Source organism: Stenotrophomonas sp. GD03958 (assembly GCF_029839005.1).
GTDB lineage: Bacteria > Pseudomonadota > Gammaproteobacteria > Xanthomonadales > Xanthomonadaceae > Stenotrophomonas > Stenotrophomonas hibiscicola.
The window spans coordinates 1-19,641 of the sequence record NZ_JAOBZT010000048.1; the positions used below are offsets into that span (position 1 = coordinate 1).

Sequence of the window (19,641 nt, forward strand, 5' to 3'; positions counted from 1 at the left end):
CCTGCGAGGAGCAGCGGTGCCAACCAAGGTTGGCCGCTACCAACAGCAGGCCCACACAGCAATCGGTTGCCGGCCAGCGGCCGGCACTACCAGGGGCAGGTTACGCATAAAAAGACGGCGCCCTGCGGGCGCCGTCTTGATCAGGATCGAATGGAAGGCCTGGATCAGGCGGCCCGCGAGACCCCATGTGCTTCCTGCTGGCGGAAGACCGACACCGCTTCAGTTAGCGTCCCAGCCTGCGACTGCAGCTCACGTGCGGCAGCGGTGGCCTCCTCCACCAGCGCCGCGTTCTGCTGCGTGGCCTGATCCATCTGCACGACGGTCTGGTTGATCTGCTCGATGCCAACCGACTGCTCCTGAGAGGCCGCCGAGATCTCGTGCATCAGGTGGCTGACATTCTCAACGCCCCCGACAATGCCCTGCATCCGCTGGCCCGCATCGGCCACCAGCTGGGCACCTTCGCCCACCTGGCGACCCGCCTCATCGATCAGCTTCTTGATTTCCTGTGCGGCGGCGGCGGAGCGCTGCGCCAGCACGCGCACCTCGCTGGCCACCACCGCGAAGCCGCGGCCCTGCTCGCCGGCACGGGCGGCCTCCACTGCCGCGTTGAGCGCGAGGATATTGGTCTGGAAGGCGATGCCATCGATCACGCCAGTGATGTCGCCGATCCGCTTCGAGGCTCCCTCGATCGCCTGCATGGTGTCGACGACCCGCTGCATGGCGACGTTGCCGTCGCTGGCGGCGCTCTGGGTGGTGATCGCCAGCTGGCTCGCCTCGCGCGCATGGGCAGCGTTCTGGCGCACGGTGGCGGTCAGCTCTTCCATCGAAGCGGCGGTTTCCTGCAGGTGCGCTGCCTGGCGCTCGCTGCGCTCGGATAGCGCGCCGTTGCCGGCGGCAATCTCGCTGGCGGCGGTACTGATCGACGCCGCGCATTCCTGGATGCGGCCGACCATGCGTGCCAACTGCCCGGCCGTGGCATTGGCATCGCGCTGGATGGCAGCGAAGGCGCCGTGATACTCGCCATGCATGCGTCGATCGAGATCGCCGCTGGCCAGCGCCGAGAGCATCTGCCGCACCTCGTCAACCGTACTGCCCAACGTATCCAGCAACTGGTTGATGCCACCGGTGAGGCCATCGAGGAAGCTGGCACCTTCGGTTGCCTGCAGGCGCTGGTCGAGGTCGCCGGCGGCGGCGGCCGCGACGATGCCGGCGACGGCGTTCTCCAACGCGAGCTCATGGGTACGGTCATGCCACTCCACGGCGAAGCCCAGGCGCACGCCCTGTGCGTCGAAGACCGGAGTAACCACCTGTGCGAAGTGCACCGGGCCGATCTGTACCTTGCCGTTGTGGCTGACCTGCAGGCCATTGAGGATGGCGCGGATCCGGTCCGGGTTGGCGTGGAAGCGATGGATGCTGCTACCGACCAGGCGCTCGGCATCGAAATCGGGGAAGGCCTGGCGCAACGTTGCCTGCTGGTTACGCAGCAGGGCCACCACCGAGCGGTTCACGTAGCGGATCACGTGATCGTTGTCGGCAATCATCATCGCGGTGCGCGAGGCATCGAGGGCCTGGCGGATCTGCGCGTTCTCGGCGTGTGCCTCCGCTTCGCGTCCACGCTGGGCCTGCACATGGCGTGCGGTGTCGGCCAGCGCATGGGCCAGCGAACCTGGTGCGTAGGCGGTGGTGTCAGCATGTGCACCAAGATCGGCGCCGGTGGCGATGTCGCGCGCCAGCGCGGCCAGCCGGCGGGGACCGTGGCCGAGTGCTTCGGTCTGCTGGCGGAGCCGCAGTGCGACCTGGCCAAGGAACAGGGTCAGGCCGGCCAGCATCGCGGCCTGCAGCAGCGCCGGCCACAGCGCAGTACCGTCCAGCAGCGGTGCCAGCAGGGAGAGCGTACCGACGCCACCGGCCAGCCACACCGGAAGGCGATCACGGTGGCCCAGCAGCACGCCCAGCAGCAGGGCAATCGGCAATGCCGGTGACAGGCTGATGATCGCGCACAACACGGCCAGTTGCAGCGACAACAGCAACGCCAGACCGTTGCGGGCGACGGCCCGGCCCGCCTGGGGGCCGCCCAACCACGCGGCTGGCAATACGGCGACGGCCGCCAAGGCGGCGGCTTGTGCCTGCGGCCCACGCAGCGCCAGCACCAGGGCAGCCATAGCCAATATCCCGCTGCCGATCAGCAGGCGGCGGTCAGCGCGGCGCGCGAGCTGCTGCAGATGCGACAGGCGGGTGGTATCGGGGGGACGGGAGGATGCAATGGACATCGGCGACTCCTGGGTCAGCTAAAGACAACGGCCACGCCGCAACGCACGCAGCAGGGCGTGACGAGGGCGGGTGCCGGGAATTCGGGGAATGCGACGCGATAAGCGACGCGCAGACGGGGCACCGTGGCCACATCCTGTGGATGACGGTGCAGCAGAGCAGGCATGCGGACTTCCTTGCAGAACCAGACACACGCCGCGGGCCCGACCGGGTCCGCGCGCGGCGGGCGCAGGGGCCCGCAACTGATGTATCGGCCGCAACTGCGCGGAGTGAAGTGCGCGGACGCCGCGACTCAGCCGGCGTTGTCGTTGCTGAAGAAGTGCAGGATCACGTCTGCGATCTGTTCCGGATCTTCCATGTGCAGGTGATGGTTGCCGGGAAACACCGCCAGACGGCCATCGCGCAGATGCTGCAGGCGATCGCTGCGCATCGGCTCGGGATAGTACGACTGTGCCGGCGTGGCATAGATCACCTGCGTCGGGCAGGCGATGGCCTGCAGCAGGTTGTCGATCTGGCCTTCGCTGAGACGGATCGCAGTGGGCAGCATCAGGCGCGGATCGCTGCACCAGCGGTAGCCGCCCTCGACCGGTTCCACGCCCCGCTCGACCAGCAGCCTTGCGCATCCTTCGCTGAGCTGGTTGGTCATCATCCGCGCACGGATCGGCGCGGCCAGGTCGGGGAACACGCGCAGCTGCTTGCGTGCCAGTCCCCGCGTGGCGTTTACATGTTCGCGCAGACGGTTGGCCGTTTCTTCCTCGGGGCCACGCAGGCCGCCCAGTGCTTCGATCGCTACCAGCCGCTCCACGCGGTCGCTGACCGAGGCGGTGAGACTGGCGATGCCGGCGCCCATTGAATGACCGAGCAGGCTGAAGCGGTCCCAGCCCAGCGCGTCGGCCACATCAAGCACGTGGCAGATCGCGGCCGCCGTGGTGTAGCTGGCACCGGCCGGCAGGTGCGCGCTGTGGCCATGCCCGGGCAGGTCGATGGCCACCAGCTGCAACGGCGACAGGTGCGGCGCCAGCGGCACGAAGCTGGCCGCATTGTCGAGCCAGCCATGCAGGGCCAGCACGCGCGGGCCGTCGCCGTGATTGCGCAGGCCGGCGACGCGCGCGCCACCGACCTCCAGTTCAAACGGCTGCAGACTCATGCCAGCGAGGCCACGGCCAGCCGCGCCAGGGCGCGAGCGTGTTCCGGATCGGCGTTGAGGCAGGGGATGTAGCGCATCGTCGCGCCGCGCTCGGCCAGCGTCTCGGTGAAGCCCAGCGCCACTTCCTCCAGCGTTTCCAGGCAATCGGTGGCAAAGCCCGGGCAGACCACGTCGATCTGCTTCACGCCGGATTCGGCCAGCGCCCACAGGCTGGGCTCGGCATACGGCTGCAGCCAGCGCTCGCGGCCGAAGCGCGACTGGTAACCCATCTGCCAGTCGTCCCTGCCCAGGCCCAGTGCGTGGGCGATGGCCTGCGCGCTTGCCTCGCAGCGCTGCGGATACGGGTCGCCCGCGTCGGCCAGGCGCTGCGGGATGCCATGGAAGGAGAACATCAGTTTCCGGCCGCGACCGTGCTGCTCCCAGTAGCGGCGGATCGATCCGGCCACGGCCTCGACCCAGCCAGGATCGACCGAGTAATCGCGCACCAGGCTGACGGTTACGCCTGGGTTGCGGCGCTGCCACGCATCGACGCGGTCTTCGACCGAGGCGGTGGTGGTGGTGGAGTACTGCGGGTACAGCGGCAGCACCACGATGCGGCGCGCGCCGTCGGCCGCCAGGCGGTCGAGTTCGCTGGCCAGCGCCGGTTCGCCGTAACGCATCGCGTGGCGCACTTTCAGCGTCGGCAAGAGGGCTTGCATGGCCTGCGCCAGCTGGCGTGTATGCACCATCAGCGGTGAGCCGTCGGGCAGCCAGACCTGGGCGTACTTGGCCGCCGAACGACTGCTGCGCAGCGGCAGGATCAGTCCGCGCAGCAGCGGCTGCCACAGCAGTGGCGGGATCGCGACCACGCGGCGGTCGGACAGGAATTCAGCCAGGTAACGGCGTACGGCGGGGGCCGTCGGCGTCTCGGGCGTGCCTAGGTTGACCGCCAGCACGGCGGTATCGGGTGCGTCGAGCATGGGCGGTATTGTCGCCGATCCGGCGCCGTGCCGGGATGCAGGGTTCGGATTGCAGGCATAGCGCGCATCAATGTGAGCAGGGAACGCTCATTGGGGATTCATGACAACGCTACTAATTTCAGTCACTTGCTATATCTTCCTATGGACTGACTTCTGGAGCCTGCCATGCGTCGCCCGATCCAAGCCCTGCTGATCGCCGCCAGCCTGCTGTCCAGCCAGGCCATGGCCGGACCGCAGGAAGACCAGCGTGCGCGCAATGCCGTGCGCGTGCTTGCTGAAATCCAGGAAATCCCCGAACAGGGCATTCCGGACAAACTGCTCGACGAAGGCCGCGCGGTCATCGTCATTCCCGACACGATCAAGGCCGGTCTGGTCATTGGTGGTCGTCGTGGCCACGGCCTGATGTCGGTGCGCATGCCCAACGGCGCCTGGTCCAATCCGGTGTTCGTGAAGCTGACCGGCGGCAGCATCGGCTTCCAGGCCGGCGTGCAGTCCTCGGACGTGGTGCTGGTGTTCCGCAACGACCGCAGCCTGGACAACCTGGTCAATGGCAAGTTCACGCTGGGCGCCGATGCCGGTGTCGCCGCCGGCCCGGTCGGCCGCAATGCCGCCGCTGCCACCGACGGCCAGCTGAAGGCCGAGATCTGGTCCTGGTCGCGCGCGCGCGGCCTGTTTGCCGGCGTCGCGCTGGATGGCGCGGTGCTGCAGATCGACGATGCTGCCAATCTGGACGCCTACGGCAGCAACACCACGCCGCGGATGATCTTCGAAGGCCGCGCCGCCGGTTCGCCGTCGATGGATGTGGTCGCCTTCCGCGATCGCCTGGAAGAGGCCACCTACGCGGCGCGCAACAACCGCAGCGGCAACGGCGGCAGCGCGCCGCGCCCGGCTGCCGCCCCGGCAGCTGCCCCGGCGCCTGTTCAGGCAGCACCGGCTGCGCCGGCTGAGGCCACCACCGCGCCGCTGCAGAACGTGCCGCAGACCCCGCCGCCGCAGCAGCAGGGCTTCCAGCCGGTGAATGACGGCGAGATCCGTACGGAAACGCTGGGCGGAAACTGACTTTCGTCACGCGCGCCGGCTGACAGCCGGTGCGCTATGCTCGACAGCCTGATCACTAACGTAACGAGCGTCTTTATGGGCAGTTTCAGCATCTGGCATTGGTTGGTCGTGCTGGCCATCGTCCTGCTGGTGTTCGGCACCAAGCGCCTGACCAGCGGCGCCAAGGACCTCGGTTCGGCGGTCAAGGAATTCAAGAAGGGTATGCGCGACGAGGACAAGCCGAACGCGCAGCTGGGCGATGAGTCGCGCAGCCAGGACGCCTCGCGCACCGCGCAGGACGAGCACGACCGTAACGCTCGCTGATCCGGAGCGGTTGCGGTGTTCGATATCGGCTTCAGCGAACTGCTGGTGATTGCAGTGGTCGCCCTGGTGGTGCTCGGTCCCGAGCGCCTGCCCAAGGCGGCCCGCTTCGCCGGCCTGTGGGTGCGTCGCGCCCGCAATCAATGGGATTCGGTGAAACAGGAACTGGAGCGCGAACTGCAGGCCGAGGACATCAAGCGGCAGATGCAGGATGTGCGCCAGGGCATGCAGGACACCGAGAACCAGCTGCGCGCCAGCGGTGAAGCGATCCGTCGCGAAGCCCAGCAGGCGCAGCAGCAGGGCGATGACCTGGTGCAGCAAGTCCGTGCACCGGCGCCCGCGGATCTGCCGCCGCACATGAGCGCCGCGCCCGATGCCGTTGAACCAGCGCAGGACGGTGGTGCCGCCGAGACGGTTTCGGCCACGCCCGCTGAAGCTGGTACGCCGCCGCCGGCGCAGAGCCCGGAGCGCCACCCATGAGTGAACAGGATTTCGGCGAGAGCTCGCTGGTAGAACACCTGGTGGAACTGCGCGGCCGGCTGGTGCGCGCATTGCTGGGCCTGGGCGTGGTGCTGCTGGCGCTGCTGCCGTTCACCCAGAAGCTCTACAACGCGCTGGCCGAACCGCTGGTCTCGCAGCTGCCGAACGGGCAGACGATGATCGCCACCAACCCGGCCGGTGCCTTCTTCGCACCGCTGAAGCTGACCTTCTTCGTCGCGTTGTTCGTGGCGGTACCGTGGCTGCTGTACCAGCTGTGGGCGTTCGTCGCGCCCGGTCTGTATGCACGCGAGAAGCGCCTGGCGGTGCCGCTGCTGGTGTCATCGGTGCTGCTGTTCTACACCGGTTGCGCCTTTGCGTATTTCCTGGTGCTGCCGGCGGTGTTCCACTTCCTCACCACCTTCAGCCCGGATGTGATCGCAATCACACCGGATGCGAATGCCTATCTGGACTTCGTGCTGGCGATCTTCTTCGCCTTTGGTGGCAGTTTCGAACTGCCGGTGGCGATGGTGATCCTGGTGCTGCTGGGCTGGGTGACGCCGCAGCAGTTCAAGGAAGGCCGCGGCTACGCGATCGTCGGCATCTTCGTGCTGGCGGCGGTGCTGACCCCGCCGGACGTGGTATCGCAGCTGATGCTGGCGATTCCGATGTGCCTGCTGTACGAGCTGGGTATCCACGCCGCACGCTGGCTGGTGCCGTCGTCGGTAGTGAAGAAGCCCGCCGCCTGAAAGACAAAAAGGGGACGGAGGGGATTAAGTCGTTTTTGCCTTTAACGACTTAATCCCCTCCGTCCCCTTTTCTATCCACGCATGGCGTGGATCTACCTGCGTTCTGGTCAGGCGTGGAACACGTCGCTGGAGGTCGGCGTGGTCGGGATCGGCGGCGCCGCGCGGCTGCCGCGGTGCACGAACATCTGCTTCCACGCGGCGTAGACCGCGCCGACATACAGCGGCATCAGCACCGTGGTCAGCACCAGCTGGGCGATGAAGGCGGCGGCCAGCGGGCCGCCGATCAGCATCGCGATCTGGATCACGATCACGAACAGGATGTACATGCAGAACGCGGCGATCAGGCCGAGCGCGGCGAACACGATCATCGCGCCGATGTTCTCGATGCAGCCCTGCAGGCTCAGGCGCAGCGCGTGCATGCCGCTCTGCTTGTCGAACACCACCAGTGCCGGCTGGGTGAACATCGCCAGCGACAGCGCGACCGCACTCAGGAACACCAGCAGCATCCACAGCGCGATGCGCTTGGCCGGCAGGTTGGCGACCAGCGCGGCCGCGTCATCCGGCTTGATCTGCTGGCCACTGCGGCTGATCTCTTCCATCTTGGTCATGACCTCGCTGAAGGCGGTGAAGCCCTCGCGGCCGATCATCAGGAACAGCAGCGCGCCCAGCAGCAGCACCGCCAGCACCTGGATCGCCAGCGGCACCAGCAGGTGGCTGACGCGGTGGTCGCGGATCGGCTGCAGCAGGTGCGAGGCCAGGCCCGGGCGGCCTTCATCGATCTCGCCCACGGCATACAGCATGCCGCCGAACATGATCGGCGAAATGGCCAGCGTCATAAGCTGCACGGCCATGCCGGCGGCGCCGGGAATCAGCGTCGACAACAAGGTGACCACCCAGCTCACTAGCAGCCAGGTCAGGCCGATCCGGGCCAGCTGCAGCGGCGCACGCCGGTACAGGGAGAACGTATCCAGCAACCACTGGGCGCCCGCCGAAGCCGGCAGCTTGCGAATCTCTTTCATGGACATCCGGGAAGGACAGGAGGGGGCCGGGCGGCTGCCCGTGCCGCCGATTATCCCTGTTTTGCCACCGGCTGGGCTGAAGACAGCCGTGCCTGGCGGACGAAGCGCCGCAACAGCTGGCGGGCCAGCGGCGCGGCGCTGACCGCGCGCTCGATGCTGCGGGCGCAGCCGCCGTGGCGGCCGATGCAGTCGGCGCGGGCACGCACGTAGCCACGCATGTGGTGGGTGGCGAACTCCGGATGGAACTGCACGCCCCAGGCCTGGCGGCCCCAGCGGAAGGCATGGCAGCCATCCAGCGGTGAACGGGCCAGCACCTCGGCACCATCGGGCGCGCGCAGCACGGTCTGCAGATGGGTGGCATGGGCGGCAAAGTGCTGCGGCAGGCCCTGGAACAGCGGGTCCTGCGCGGCCTGCGGCTGCAGTTCCAGTTCGATCGTGCCGGACTCGCGGCCGGCCGGGTTGTAGGCCACCTCGCCACCCAGCGCATGTGCCAGCAGCTGGTGGCCGTAGCAGATGCCGAATACCGGCAGGTCGTCGTGGGCGGTCTGGCGCAGCCACGCGGCGCTGCGCTCGCTCCAGTCGGCATGGTCGGTGACGAAGGCGGCCGAGCCGGTCACCAGCACGCCGGCGAAGGCATGAGGGTCGGGCAGGGCGCCACCGTGCTCGACATCGACCACCACCGTCTCGTGTTCTTCCAGCCCGGCGGCGACGCGGATCCAGTGCGGAAAGCGCCCGTAGCGGCGCAATGACGGCACCGGTCGGCCGGTTTCAAGGATCAGGAACGGGGCTGGGTTCATCCGGGGGCGGCAGCACTGACAGGACTTCCTCGATTGTAGTCAGCCCCTGCGCCACCTTTTCAAGCCCGGCCTGGCGCAGGGTTCGCAGCCCTTCAGCCCGCGCGGCACGGGTGAAACCGGCCAGGTCCATGTCGGCGCGGATCTGCCCGCGCAGCCGCGAACCCAATGGCAGCAACTCATACAGGCCGATGCGGCCGAGGAATCCGGTGCGCCGGCATTCCAGGCAACCGACCGGCCGACAGGGCGTGGCGGCATCTGGATATGCAGCATGGCTATCAGCCAGCACCGCCCAATCGGCCGCGCCGAGGCTGTGCGGCTGCTTGCAGTGCGGGCACAGCGTGCGCACCAGGCGCTGGGCGAGGATGCCGTTGAGGGTGCTGGCCAGCAGGTAATGCGGCACGCCCAGGTCGAGCAGGCGGGTGACCGCCGAGGGCGCGTCGTTGGTATGCAGGGTGGACAGCACCAGGTGGCCGGTCAGCGAGGCCTGCACCGCCATCTGTGCGGTCTCCAGGTCGCGGATCTCGCCGATCATGATGATGTCCGGGTCCTGCCGCAGCAGGGTGCGCACGCCGCTGGCGAAGTCCAGGTCGATGTTGGCCTGCACCTGCATCTGGTTGAACTCCGGCGCGATCATCTCGATCGGGTCCTCCACCGTGCACACGTTCACGTCCGGCGTGGCCAGCCGCTTCAGCGTGGAATACAGGGTGGTGGTCTTGCCCGAGCCGGTCGGGCCGGTGACCAGCACGATGCCGTGCGGCCGCTCGACCAGCGCATTCCAGCCGGCGGCCTCCTGCGGGCTGAAACCGAGCTGGTCGATGCTCTTGAACGCAGCATCCGGGTCGAAGATGCGCATCACGCACTTCTCGCCGAAGGCGGTGGGCATGGTCGACAGGCGCATCTCGACCTCGCGGCCACCCGGCGAACGGGTCTTGATGCGTCCATCCTGCGGGCGCCGCCGCTCGGCCAGGTCCATGCGGCCGAGCACCTTGATACGGCTGACCACCGCGGTCATCACCGCTGGCGGCACCTCGAACACCTTGTGCAGCACGCCGTCGATGCGGAAGCGCATGCGGCCCATCTCGCGACGCGGCTCCAGATGGATGTCCGAGGCGCGCTGTTCGTAGGCGTACTGCAGCAGCCAGTCGACGATGTGCACGATGTGCTGGTCGTCGGCATTGACGTCGCCGGTGCGGCCCAGCTCGACCAGCTGCTCGAAGCTGGGCAGCGTGGTGCTGGCCTCGCCGCGCACGTCGCTGCGGGCACCGCGCACCGAACGCGTCACCCCGTAGAACTCCATGGTGTAGCGGTGCAGGTCCAGCGGGTTGACCACCGCCAGTTCGATGCGGCGGCGGGTCAGGTGCTGCAGGTCGCGGCGCCATTCCTGCACCAGCGGCTCGCTGGTGGCCACCAGCACGCGCTCGGCGTCCACCGCCAGCGGCAGGAAGCGGTGGCGGCGGGCGTAGGCGTGGGAGACCAGCGCGGTGACCGCGGCGACGTCGACCCGGGTCGGGTCGATGCGCAGGTAGCGGCTGCCGGTGCGCTGCGCCAGCCACTCGGTCAGCCGTTCAAGGGTCAGCTCGCCACCGCCGTTGGCGGCCAGCTTGAGGTTGGACAGCAGCACCAGCGGGTGCACTTCACTGGCATTGCGCGCGCCCTGCGCGGAAAACCGCATGCGCTCGCGGTCCTGCTCGGCCACCAGGTCATCGGCGACCAGAGCCGCGGCAATCTGCTCGAAATGCAGCCGTCCCCAAGGCAGCGGGACGCCGCCCGCCTCGCCGGGCGTGCCTGCCGGCAGCCGATGTTCCATCTGCCTGCTCCTCCCGGGTACGGAATGCCCCGCAGGTCGGCCGTTATACTAGCGCACCCCCTTGCCGGCCAAGACTCGTACGCATGTCCGCGACCCCGACCGTTCCGATCACCTTCCAGGGCCTGATCCAGACCCTGAACCAGTTCTGGGCCCAGCAGGGCTGCGTGCTCATCCAGCCGCTCGACCTGGAGGTGGGCGCCGGTACCTTCCACCCGGCCACCTTCCTGCGTGCGATCAGTCCGGAAAGCTGGAATGCGGCCTACGTGCAGCCGTCGCGGCGCCCGACCGATGGCCGTTACGGTGAGAACCCGAACCGCCTGCAGCGCTACTACCAGTACCAGGTGGCGATGAAGCCGGCGCCGGACAACATCCAGCAGCTGTACCTGGATTCGCTGAAGGCACTGGGCATCGATCCGCTGGTGCACGACCTGCGCTTCGTCGAGGACAACTGGGAATCGCCGACCCTGGGCGCGTGGGGCCTGGGCTGGGAAGTCTGGCTCAACGGCATGGAAGTGACCCAGTTCACCTACTTCCAGCAGGCCGGTGGCCTGGAATGCCGCCCGGTGCTGGGCGAGATCACCTATGGTCTCGAGCGCCTGTGCATGTACCTGCAGAACTGCGACAACGTCTACGACCTGGTCTGGACCTACGGCCCGGACGGCCAGCCGGTGACCTACGGCGACGTCTACCACCAGAACGAGGTGGAGCAGAGCACCTACAACTTCGAATACGCCGACGTGGAAGAAATGTTCCACCGTTTCGACGCCTGCGAGCGCGAAGCGCAGAAGCTGGTGGAAGTAGGCCTGCCGCTGCCGGCCTACGAGCAGGTGATGAAGGCCAGCCACACCTTCAACCTGCTCGATGCGCGCCGCGCGATCAGCGTGACCGAGCGCCAGCGCTACATCCTGCGGGTGCGCGCACTGGCCCAGGCGGTGGCCAAGGCGTATTACGAACAGCGCGAGAAGCTGGGCTTCCCGGGCGCGAAGAAGGCCTGAAGGCCGCGCTCTCCCCCTTACTCCGGGGCGCCGGACGCGTCGCGCGCTGCGCCCCCACCACAGGATTGAAACGATGAGCCAACTGTCCCCCCTGCTGATTGAACTGGGCACCGAAGAGTTGCCGGTCAAGGCGCTGCCGGGCTTGGCCCAGGCCTTCTTTGACGGTGTTGTCGAAGGCCTGCGCAAGCGTGGCATCGCGCTGGAACTGGGCGATGCGCGCCCGCTGTCCACCCCGCGCCGCCTGGCCGTGCTGCTGCCGGGCGTCGGCCTGGAACAGCCGGAACAGCACAGCGAAGTGCTGGGCCCGTACCTGAACATCGCGCTGGACGCCGAAGGCCAGCCGACCAAGGCCCTGCAGGGCTTCGCCGCCAAGGCCGGGATCGACTGGACCGCGCTGGAGAAGACCACCGACAACAAGGGTGAGCGCTTCGTGCACCGCGCAGTGACCCCGGGCGCGAGCACCGCCAGCCTGCTGCCGGAGATCCTGCGCGAGGCGATCGCGGCGATGCCGATTCCCAAGCCGATGCGCTGGGGCGATCACGCCTGGGGTTTCGCGCGCCCGGCGCACTGGCTGGTGCTGTTGCACGGCGCCAACGTGGTCGAAGCCGAACTGTTCGGCCTGCAGGCTGGCCGCGTCAGCCGTGGCCACCGCTTCCACCACGACCAGACCGTGTCGCTGGCGCAGCCGCACGACTACGTTGAAGCCCTGCGCGCTGCGTTCGTGCTGGTCGATCCGAGCGAGCGCCGTGCGCGCATCGTCGCCGAGGTCGAGGCCGCTGCGGCCAAGGCCGGTGGCAGCGCCCGCATCACCGACGACAACCTGGAGCAGGTCGTGAACCTGGTCGAGTGGCCGTCGGCGGTGCTGTGCAGCTTCGAGCGCGCGTTCCTGGCGGTGCCGCAGGAAGCGCTGATCGAGACGATGGAGATCAACCAGAAGTTCTTCCCGGTGCTGGATGCGGCCGGCACGCTGACCGAGAAGTTCATCGGCATTGCCAACATCGAGTCGAAGAACGTGGCCGAAGTGGCCAAGGGCTACGAGCGGGTGATCCGCCCGCGCTTCGCCGATGCCAAGTTCTTCTTCGACGAGGATCTGAAGCAGGGCCTGGTGTCGATGGGTGAGGGCCTGAAGACGGTGACCTACCAGGCCAAGCTGGGCAGCGTGGCCGACAAGGTGGCGCGCGTGGCCGCACTGGCCGAAGTGATCGCAGCCCAGGTCGGTGCCGATCCGGCGCAGGCCAAGCGGGCTGCCGAGCTGGCCAAGAACGACCTGCAGTCGCGCATGGTCAACGAATTCCCGGAACTGCAGGGCATCGCCGGCCGCCACTACGCCGTGGCAGGTGGTGAATCGGCCGAGGTTGCGCTGGCCATCGACGAGGCCTACCAGCCGCGCTTCGGTGGTGATGACATCGCGCTGTCGCCGCTGGGCAAGGTGCTGGCCATCGCCGAACGCGTGGATACGCTGGCCGGTGGTTTTGCTGCAGGCCTGAAGCCGACCGGGAACAAGGACCCGTTCGCCCTGCGCCGCAACGCGCTGGGCCTGGCCCGCACGATCATCGAAAGCGGCTTCGAGCTGGACCTGCGCGCGCTGCTGGCCAGCGCCAACGGCGGCCTGGCGGCGCGCAACGTGCAGGCCGACGTCGGCGAGCTGTACGACTTCATCCTCGACCGCCTGAAGGGCTACTACGGCGACAAGGGCGTGCCGGCTTCACACTTCAACGCTGTGGCCGAGCTGAAACCGGCCTCGCTGTACGACTTCGACCGCCGCTTGGATGCGATCGGCATCTTTGCGACGCTGCCGGAAGCCGAAGCGCTGGCCGCGGCCAACAAGCGCATCCGCAACATCCTGCGCAAGGCCGAGGGCGAGATTCCGGCGCAGATCGACGCGGCACTGCTGCAGGAAGATGCCGAGCGCGCGCTGGCCGAAGCGGTCACCGCCGCCATCGATGACACCGGCGCCAGCCTGCACCAGAAGGACTATGTGGCGGTGCTGGCACGCCTGGCGCGCCTGCGTCCGCAGGTCGACGCGTTCTTCGATGGCGTGATGGTCAACGCGGAAGATCCGGCACTGCGTGGCAACCGCCTGGCGCTGCTGACGATGCTGGGCGAGCGCCTGGGCAAGGTGGCGGCGATCGAGCATCTGTCGAGCTGACGCCCGTATCGGTAGTGCCGGCCTCTGGCCGGCATTGCCCCGGATCTGTGAGTTGCCGGCCAGCGGCCGGCACTACCGGAACATCGCCGGCGGATGTCCATCGGGATCATCGCCGTTGCCGCACGCGACGTCGGCATCCTCGCGTGCGATCCCGATGATCGCCACAAAGGCGCGTATTTTGACCGCCACTTAACAACCGATCTCCAACGACGTGATGCATTTCGCATCGTCACCTCCGGTCGGTATGCTGTGCCGCATGCAGCCAAAGAAATACGCCCTGCCGCTGATGGTCCTGTCGCTGGCCGCCACCTCCGTGGCCCACGCGCGCGGCACCATCGACAAGGTGGACATCAAGGGATTGGACAAGGGCGACGACGCCGCAATCATCGAAAACATCCAGGAATCGCTGTCGCTGTTCGACACGATCGGCAAGGAGCAGGGTGAATCGCGCCTGGAGTACCTGCTGTCGCAGGCCGAGCGGCAGACCCGCCAGGCGCTGGAACCGTTCGGGTACTACAACCCGGTGATCAAGGTCGAGGCGCCGCGCCAGGATGAGCACGTGCGCGTGCTCATCCATGTCGACAAGGGGGCCCCGGTGACCGTGCGCCGCGAGCACATCGACATCACCGGCCCGGCGATGTACGACCAGTACCTGCAGGACGACCTGGCCGCATTCAAGCCCCGCAAGGGCCAGCGCTTCGAGCACACCCAGTACGAAGCCAGCAAGATCACCATCACCCGGCGCCTGGCCGAGCGTGGCTACTTCGATGCCGACTACACCCAGCGCCAGGTGCAGATCACCCGCGCCGACAACGCGGCCGACATCGACCTGACCTGGGACAGCGGCCGCCGCTACAACATGGGCCCGGTGCGCTTCCAGCAGGACTACTTCGTCGACAAGCTGTTCGACCCGCTGGTGTACTGGGAGCAGGGCAGCTACTACCACGAGGGCAAGCTGGACCGGCTGCGCGAGTCGCTGACCAAGCTGGACTACTTCAGCGTGATCGACATCCAGCCGCGCCCGGACCAGGCCGACGAAAACGGCGAAGTGCCGGTGGACGTGAAGCTGACGCGCGCCAAGCGCACCATCTACACCGCGGGCCTGAGCTACGGCAGCGAGAGTGGCCCGGGTGTGCGTGGTGGCATCGAGCGGCGGTTCCTGAACAACCGCGGCCACAAGATGAACACGCAGCTGGACTATGCGCAGAAGCGCAAGAGCCTGATCACCAGCTACCGCATTCCAGCCTTCAACTGGCTTGATGGCTGGTACACCTTCGCTGCCAGCGCCTACGACGAGCAGACCGACTACATCGACCTGCGCAACTTCAAGCTGATCGCCAGCCGCAGCGGCGAGATCAACGAACACTGGACCGCGATCGCCTCGATCAACGCGCTGCGCGAGCGCTGGCGCTATGCCTCGGGCACCGAATTCACCGACGCGGTCTACAACACCTCGACGCTGGTCTACCCGCAGCTGGTCGCCGACTACGTCGACGTCGATGACGAGCTGTTCCCGCGCAAGGGCGTCAGCGGTACGGCAACGATGCGCGCCGGTGTGGAAGGTGCGGGTTCGGACACCAGCTTCGTGCAGGCCAATGCCGTGCTGCGCTGGTACATCCCGGTGGGCGATAGCAATCGCCTGATCCTGCGCGGCGAGGGTGGCACCACCTGGACCAGCGACCTGGTGGCGATGCCGCCGAGCCTGCGCTACTTCGCCGGTGGTGACCGCAGCATCCGCGGCTACGCCTACCGTGAGGTTGGCCCGCGTACGCCGAAGCCGGACAAGTATGCGCTGGGTGCCAAGAACCTGGTGATCGGCTCGGCCGAGTACGAGCACTACTTCAACGGTGGCCCCTGGGGTGCGGCGGTGTTCGTCGATACCGGCAGTGCCTTTGACAACACCATCGACCTGCATACCGGCGTCGGCTTCGGCGTGCGCTGGAAATCGCCGGTGGGCCCGGTGCGGGTGGATATCGCGCACGGCCTGAACAACCCGGATTCGCAGTTCCAGCTGTACCTCAACATCGGAGCGGACCTGTGAGTGCCCCCGCACCGAATCCGAACAGGCCGCCGCGCGTGCGTTTCTACCGGCGCCGCCGCTTCTGGGCCTGGTCCGGCGTGGGCGTGCTGGGCCTGGTGCTGCTGGCCCTGCTGGCGGTGTACTGGCTGCTGCAGACCGTGGCCGGCCGTGACGTACTGCTGGCCCAGGTGGTGGCGCGCCTCCCGGTGGGTGCCAGCTTCACCTGGGACAAGGTGGACGGCCCGGTGGCAGGGCCGCTGACCCTGTACAACGTCGACTTCCGTTACAACGACATCCATTTCCACGCCGAGCGCGCCTACCTGGAGCCGGACCTGCGTCCGCTGCTGGGCCGCAAGCTGCTGCTGGACAAGCTGGAGCTGAGCAACGCGACGTTGAACCTGGCCAAGAGCGATGAGCCGTTCAAGCTGCCGTCGTGGCCCGATTCGCTGCCGCAGATCGAGATGCCGCTGGCGATCCAGGCCGACGCCATTGCCATCGACGGCTTCCGCATCAGCCAGGCCAACGAGCCGGTGATCGACATCAGTCGCGTGCGTGGTGGCATCGAGATCGCCAATGGCGAGTTCCAGGCACGCAGGCTGGCGGTGGACAGCGACATGGGCAACTTCACCGCCCAGGGTCGCTACATCCCGGCCAAGGACTACGACACCGACGTGACCGTCACTGCCGTGCTGCCGGCACCGCGTGGGCGCACGGCCGCCACGGTGGGCCTGGTCGCCCGCGGAGACCTGTCGCACATGGAAGTGGCCGTAGCCGGGCGCGCGCCGAAGCCACTGCACGCGATGCTGGTGTTCGATGGCCGCACCGACCCGACCTGGAACGCCAGCGTGCGCAGCGACGAGCTGGATCTGGCGCTGCTGTCGCCAGCATTGGCGAGCTCGGCGATCGCGCCGTTGTCGCTGGACTTCACCGCCGCCGGCAAGGGCGGCAATGCCAACCTGCGTGGCAAGGTAAAGCAGGGCGATCAGGAACTGGAACTGGCACCGTCGGTGGTGTCATTGCAGGACCAGGTGCTGAAGGTCTCACCGCTGCTGGTGAAGGGCCTTGGCGGTGAGGCGCGGCTGGAAGGTACCGCCGATTTCAGTCAGGAAGACCAGCAGAAGCTCAACTTCTCGGTGGTCGCGCGTGACCTGACCTGGGTGCCGGCACCGGACCCGAACACCGCCGGCAGCGCACCGGTGCCGGTCACCCTGAAGGAAGCACGCTTCGGCCTGGCCGGTACCCTGAAGGCCTGGGCGGCGATCGGCCGCGCCGATGTCGAACGCGAAAAGCAGAAGGCCCAGCTGCGCTTCGACGTACGCGGCAACGACCAGGCCGCGTCGATCCACCAGTTGCAGGCGCAGACGCCGGGTGGACAGCTGCAGGTGGAAGGCCAGGTGGCGTGGGCACCGCAGCTGGACTGGGATGCCAAGGCCACGCTGAAGGACTTCGACCCTGGCTACTTCGTGCCGGGCTGGAACGGCCGGCTGTCCGGCAACCTGGCTTCGAAGGGACGGCAACTGCCGCCGCCGGCAAACGCACCGCCGGGTACCACCGGCACACTGGAAGCCACGGTCGATCTGCCGTCGCTGAAGGGCGTGCTGCGCCAGCGCAATCTCGATGCGCAGGGCAAGTTCGCGCTGCAGGGCGCGCAGGGCCAGGGCGACCTGAAGCTGTCGCTGGGCAGCAGCCGGGTGACCGCGTCGGGCAAGGTCGGCGACCGCCTCGATATCGATGCGCGTTTCGAACCGCTGCAGCTGAGCGATCTGCTGCCGGGCGCCGATGGTGGCCTGCGTGGCCAGGTACAGGTGAAGGGCCCGCGCGACGCGCCGGAGATCACCGCCGACCTGGTCGGCAACAACCTCAACTGGGACGGCTACGGCGCCGAAAGCGTGAGCATCAAGGGCCGCCTGCCGTGGCGCGGCGACAGCGGCACGCTGGCGATCCAGGGCCAGCAGGTCAACGCGGGCATGCTGCTGGAGCGCTTGAACGTGGATGCGCAGGGCAGTGTCTCCAACCTGCGCCTGGCTGCGCAGACCCGCAACGAGATGGGGGCGATCGAGCTGCAGGGCAGCGTGCGCCAGCAGGGCACGCAGTGGCGCGGCGAGCTGGCCTCGCTGCGCATCGCACCGGTGAAGGGTGATGCGTGGTCGCTGCGTGCACCGGCGGCGTTCGCGATCAACGGCAGCACCTACACGCTGTCCGAAGCCTGCCTCGCCGCCGCCAGCAGCGGCGCGCTGTGCGCACAGGCCAACTGGCCGCGCGAAGGCCTGGTGGTGCGCAGCGACGCGCTGCCACTGGCGCTGGTGCAGCCGTGGTTGCCGCCGCAGTCCGGCCGCCGCATCTACCTTCGCGGCGATGTCAGCCTGGACGCGCACATCCGCCCGCGCGGCAACGCCTGGGAAGGCCATGTGGAAGTGCGCTCGAAGGAAGGCGGCGTGCGCCTGGGCGAGAACCGCAACACTGTGGGCGATACCACCCGCGGCGAGCTGGTGCGCTATGACCAGTTCTCGCTGAAGCTCGACATGACCCCGGCCAGCATCAAGGGCTACCTGGGCATGGGCTTCCAGGGCAATGGCTTCGTCGACGCGAAGATGCAGACCGGCTGGGAAGCCAGTGCACCACTGAACGGTGAGCTCTATCTGAACATGTCGCGGCTGTACTGGCTGGAGCTGTTCTCGCCGGACATCGTGCGACCGACCGGCCTGATCGAAGGCCACGTCAGCCTGCGCGGGACGCGAGGCCAGCCGTCGCTGGGCGGTGACGCACAGCTGAGCAACTTCAAGGGCGAATTCCCGGCGCTGGGCCTAACCTTCGACCAGGGCAAGGGCAGCTTCGTGGCCCAGCCCGATGGTTCGGCCAAGATCACCGCGCAGGCCAACTCGGGCCAGGGCACGCTGTATGTGGACGGTGGCCTGTCGTGGTTCGGCGATGCGCAGCCGCTGCAGCTGAAGATCCATGGCGAGAACGTGCTGCTGTCCAACACCAGCGAACTGCGCATCGTCGCCAACCCCAACCTCGACTTCACCCTGGCCAAGGCGGCGATGGAGCTGCGCGGCACCGTGCACGTGCCCGAGGCCGACATCGATCTGGAACGCTTGGACCGCGGCACCTCGGTGTCCGAAGACGTGGTGGTGCTCGACCCGGCCGATCCGGAAGAGTCGCGCACCTCGCCGCTGGACATGGACCTGACGGTCAGCCTGGGCGACAAGGTGAAGATGACCGGGTTCGGCCTGAAGGGCGCGCTGACCGGCAAGATGCAGGTCTGGGCCAAGCCCGGCCGCGAAATGACCGCCAATGGCGGCCTGGAAGTGAGCGGCCGCTACAAGGCGTATGGGCAGGACCTGACCATCACCCGTGGCAACCTCAACTGGAACTACAACGCAGTGTCCGACCCGCGCATCAACATCCGCGCCGAGCGCCGCATCGGTGATGTCACCGCCGGCATCGACGTGACCGGGCGTGCCCAGCAACCGCGTGCCGACGTGTGGTCCGATCCGGCGATGTCGCAGTCCGAGGCACTGGCCTATCTGGTGCTGGGACGCAGCCTGACCGGCGCCAGCAGCGACCAGGCGCAGCAGGTCAACGCTGCCTCGGCGGCGCTCTCAGCTGGCAGTGGCCTGCTCGCCTCGCAGCTGGGTGCCAAGCTGGGCCTGGATGATGCAGGCGTGAGCCAGTCGCGCGCGCTGGGTGGTTCGGTGATCGGCGTCGGCAAGTACATCTCGCCCAAGCTTTACGTGGGTTACGGCGTGTCGCTGGTGGGCGCCGGTTCGGTGATCACGCTGAAGTACCTGCTGCGCCGCGGGTTTGATGTGGAAGTGGAATCGAGCACGGTGGAAAACCGTGGTTCGATCAACTGGCGGCGGGAGAAATGACCGGGTCGGGGGCGGCGCCCTTT

14 protein-coding genes are annotated in these 19,641 nt (G+C 67.8%); 8 read left to right on the top strand and 6 right to left on the bottom strand.

Features of this window, described 5'->3' with window-relative positions; all coding sequences use genetic code 11:
* Positions 1 to 164 precede the first annotated feature (164 nt).
* From N5C25_RS13965 to hemH, 3 genes are all read right to left on the bottom strand, one after another.
* Positions 165 to 2,270: a methyl-accepting chemotaxis protein gene (locus N5C25_RS13965; RefSeq protein WP_279937136.1), complete on the bottom strand. Its 2,106-nt coding sequence runs from the start codon at positions 2,268 to 2,270 to the stop codon at positions 165 to 167.
* A 290-nt stretch (positions 2,271 to 2,560) separates the two neighbouring features.
* Positions 2,561 to 3,415 (bottom strand): alpha/beta hydrolase, encoded by an 855-nt coding sequence (locus N5C25_RS13970; RefSeq protein ID WP_279937137.1) that lies wholly within the window; start codon positions 3,413 to 3,415, stop codon positions 2,561 to 2,563.
* Positions 3,412 to 4,374 (bottom strand): ferrochelatase, encoded by a 963-nt coding sequence (gene hemH / locus N5C25_RS13975; RefSeq protein WP_279937138.1) that lies wholly within the window; start codon positions 4,372 to 4,374, stop codon positions 3,412 to 3,414. Before hemH ends, N5C25_RS13970 begins: the two co-directional genes overlap by 4 nt.
* A 165-nt stretch (positions 4,375 to 4,539) precedes the next feature.
* On the opposite strand from hemH, the gene N5C25_RS13980 reads away from it, so the two are divergent.
* The 4 genes from N5C25_RS13980 (at position 4,540) to tatC (ending at position 6,959) form a co-directional block, all read left to right on the top strand.
* The gene (locus tag N5C25_RS13980) at positions 4,540 to 5,433 is read left to right on the top strand and encodes a YSC84-related protein (RefSeq protein WP_005411678.1); all 894 of its coding nucleotides are present in this window, start codon (positions 4,540 to 4,542) and stop codon (positions 5,431 to 5,433) included.
* A gap of 75 nt (positions 5,434 to 5,508) precedes the next feature.
* Positions 5,509 to 5,736, top strand: coding sequence for a Sec-independent protein translocase subunit TatA (tatA, locus tag N5C25_RS13985; protein WP_005420453.1), 228 nt, complete (start codon positions 5,509 to 5,511; stop codon positions 5,734 to 5,736).
* 15 nt (positions 5,737 to 5,751) lie between these two features.
* Positions 5,752 to 6,213, top strand: a complete 462-nt coding sequence (gene tatB / locus N5C25_RS13990) for a Sec-independent protein translocase protein TatB (protein WP_088435999.1) — start codon at positions 5,752 to 5,754, stop codon at positions 6,211 to 6,213.
* Complete coding sequence (gene tatC, locus N5C25_RS13995; protein WP_005411675.1) at positions 6,210 to 6,959, top strand: twin-arginine translocase subunit TatC; 750 nt, start codon at positions 6,210 to 6,212, stop codon at positions 6,957 to 6,959. The genes tatB and tatC overlap by 4 nt, the downstream gene beginning before the upstream one ends.
* A gap of 107 nt (positions 6,960 to 7,066) precedes the next feature.
* Here the strand turns inward: tatC and N5C25_RS14000 are convergent, their stop codons facing one another.
* From N5C25_RS14000 to N5C25_RS14010, 3 genes are read right to left on the bottom strand one after another with little or no spacing between them, the layout of a single operon-like run.
* Positions 7,067 to 7,978 carry a BPSS1780 family membrane protein gene (locus N5C25_RS14000; protein WP_005411674.1) on the bottom strand — a complete coding sequence of 304 codons (912 nt, stop codon included), beginning with the start codon at positions 7,976 to 7,978 and terminating at the stop codon, positions 7,067 to 7,069.
* 50 nt (positions 7,979 to 8,028) lie between these two features.
* A complete protein-coding gene (locus N5C25_RS14005) occupies positions 8,029 to 8,775 on the bottom strand; it encodes a glutamine amidotransferase (protein ID WP_012481650.1) in 747 nt (248 codons plus the stop codon).
* On the bottom strand, positions 8,747 to 10,582 hold the full coding sequence (locus N5C25_RS14010) for a GspE/PulE family protein (RefSeq protein WP_279937139.1): 1,836 nt from the start codon (positions 10,580 to 10,582) through the stop codon (positions 8,747 to 8,749). Before N5C25_RS14010 ends, N5C25_RS14005 begins: the two co-directional genes overlap by 29 nt.
* 83 nt (positions 10,583 to 10,665) lie before the next feature.
* Between N5C25_RS14010 and glyQ the strand changes: the two genes are divergently transcribed.
* The 4 genes from glyQ to N5C25_RS14030 all read left to right on the top strand — a co-directional run bounded on the left by glyQ (position 10,666) and on the right by N5C25_RS14030 (position 19,618).
* Entirely contained in the window at positions 10,666 to 11,577 is a 912-nt protein-coding gene (gene glyQ, locus N5C25_RS14015; protein ID WP_279937140.1) for a glycine--tRNA ligase subunit alpha, read from the top strand.
* 73 nt (positions 11,578 to 11,650) lie between these two features.
* Complete coding sequence (gene glyS, locus N5C25_RS14020) at positions 11,651 to 13,726, top strand: glycine--tRNA ligase subunit beta (RefSeq protein ID WP_058979259.1); 2,076 nt, start codon at positions 11,651 to 11,653, stop codon at positions 13,724 to 13,726.
* 244 nt (positions 13,727 to 13,970) lie between these two features.
* Positions 13,971 to 15,767: an autotransporter assembly complex family protein gene (locus N5C25_RS14025; RefSeq protein WP_019661765.1), complete on the top strand. Its 1,797-nt coding sequence runs from the start codon at positions 13,971 to 13,973 to the stop codon at positions 15,765 to 15,767.
* The gene (locus N5C25_RS14030) at positions 15,764 to 19,618 is read left to right on the top strand and encodes a translocation/assembly module TamB (RefSeq protein WP_279937141.1); all 3,855 of its coding nucleotides are present in this window, start codon (positions 15,764 to 15,766) and stop codon (positions 19,616 to 19,618) included. The genes N5C25_RS14025 and N5C25_RS14030 overlap by 4 nt, the downstream gene beginning before the upstream one ends.
* Positions 19,619 to 19,641: the final 23 nt, after the last annotated feature.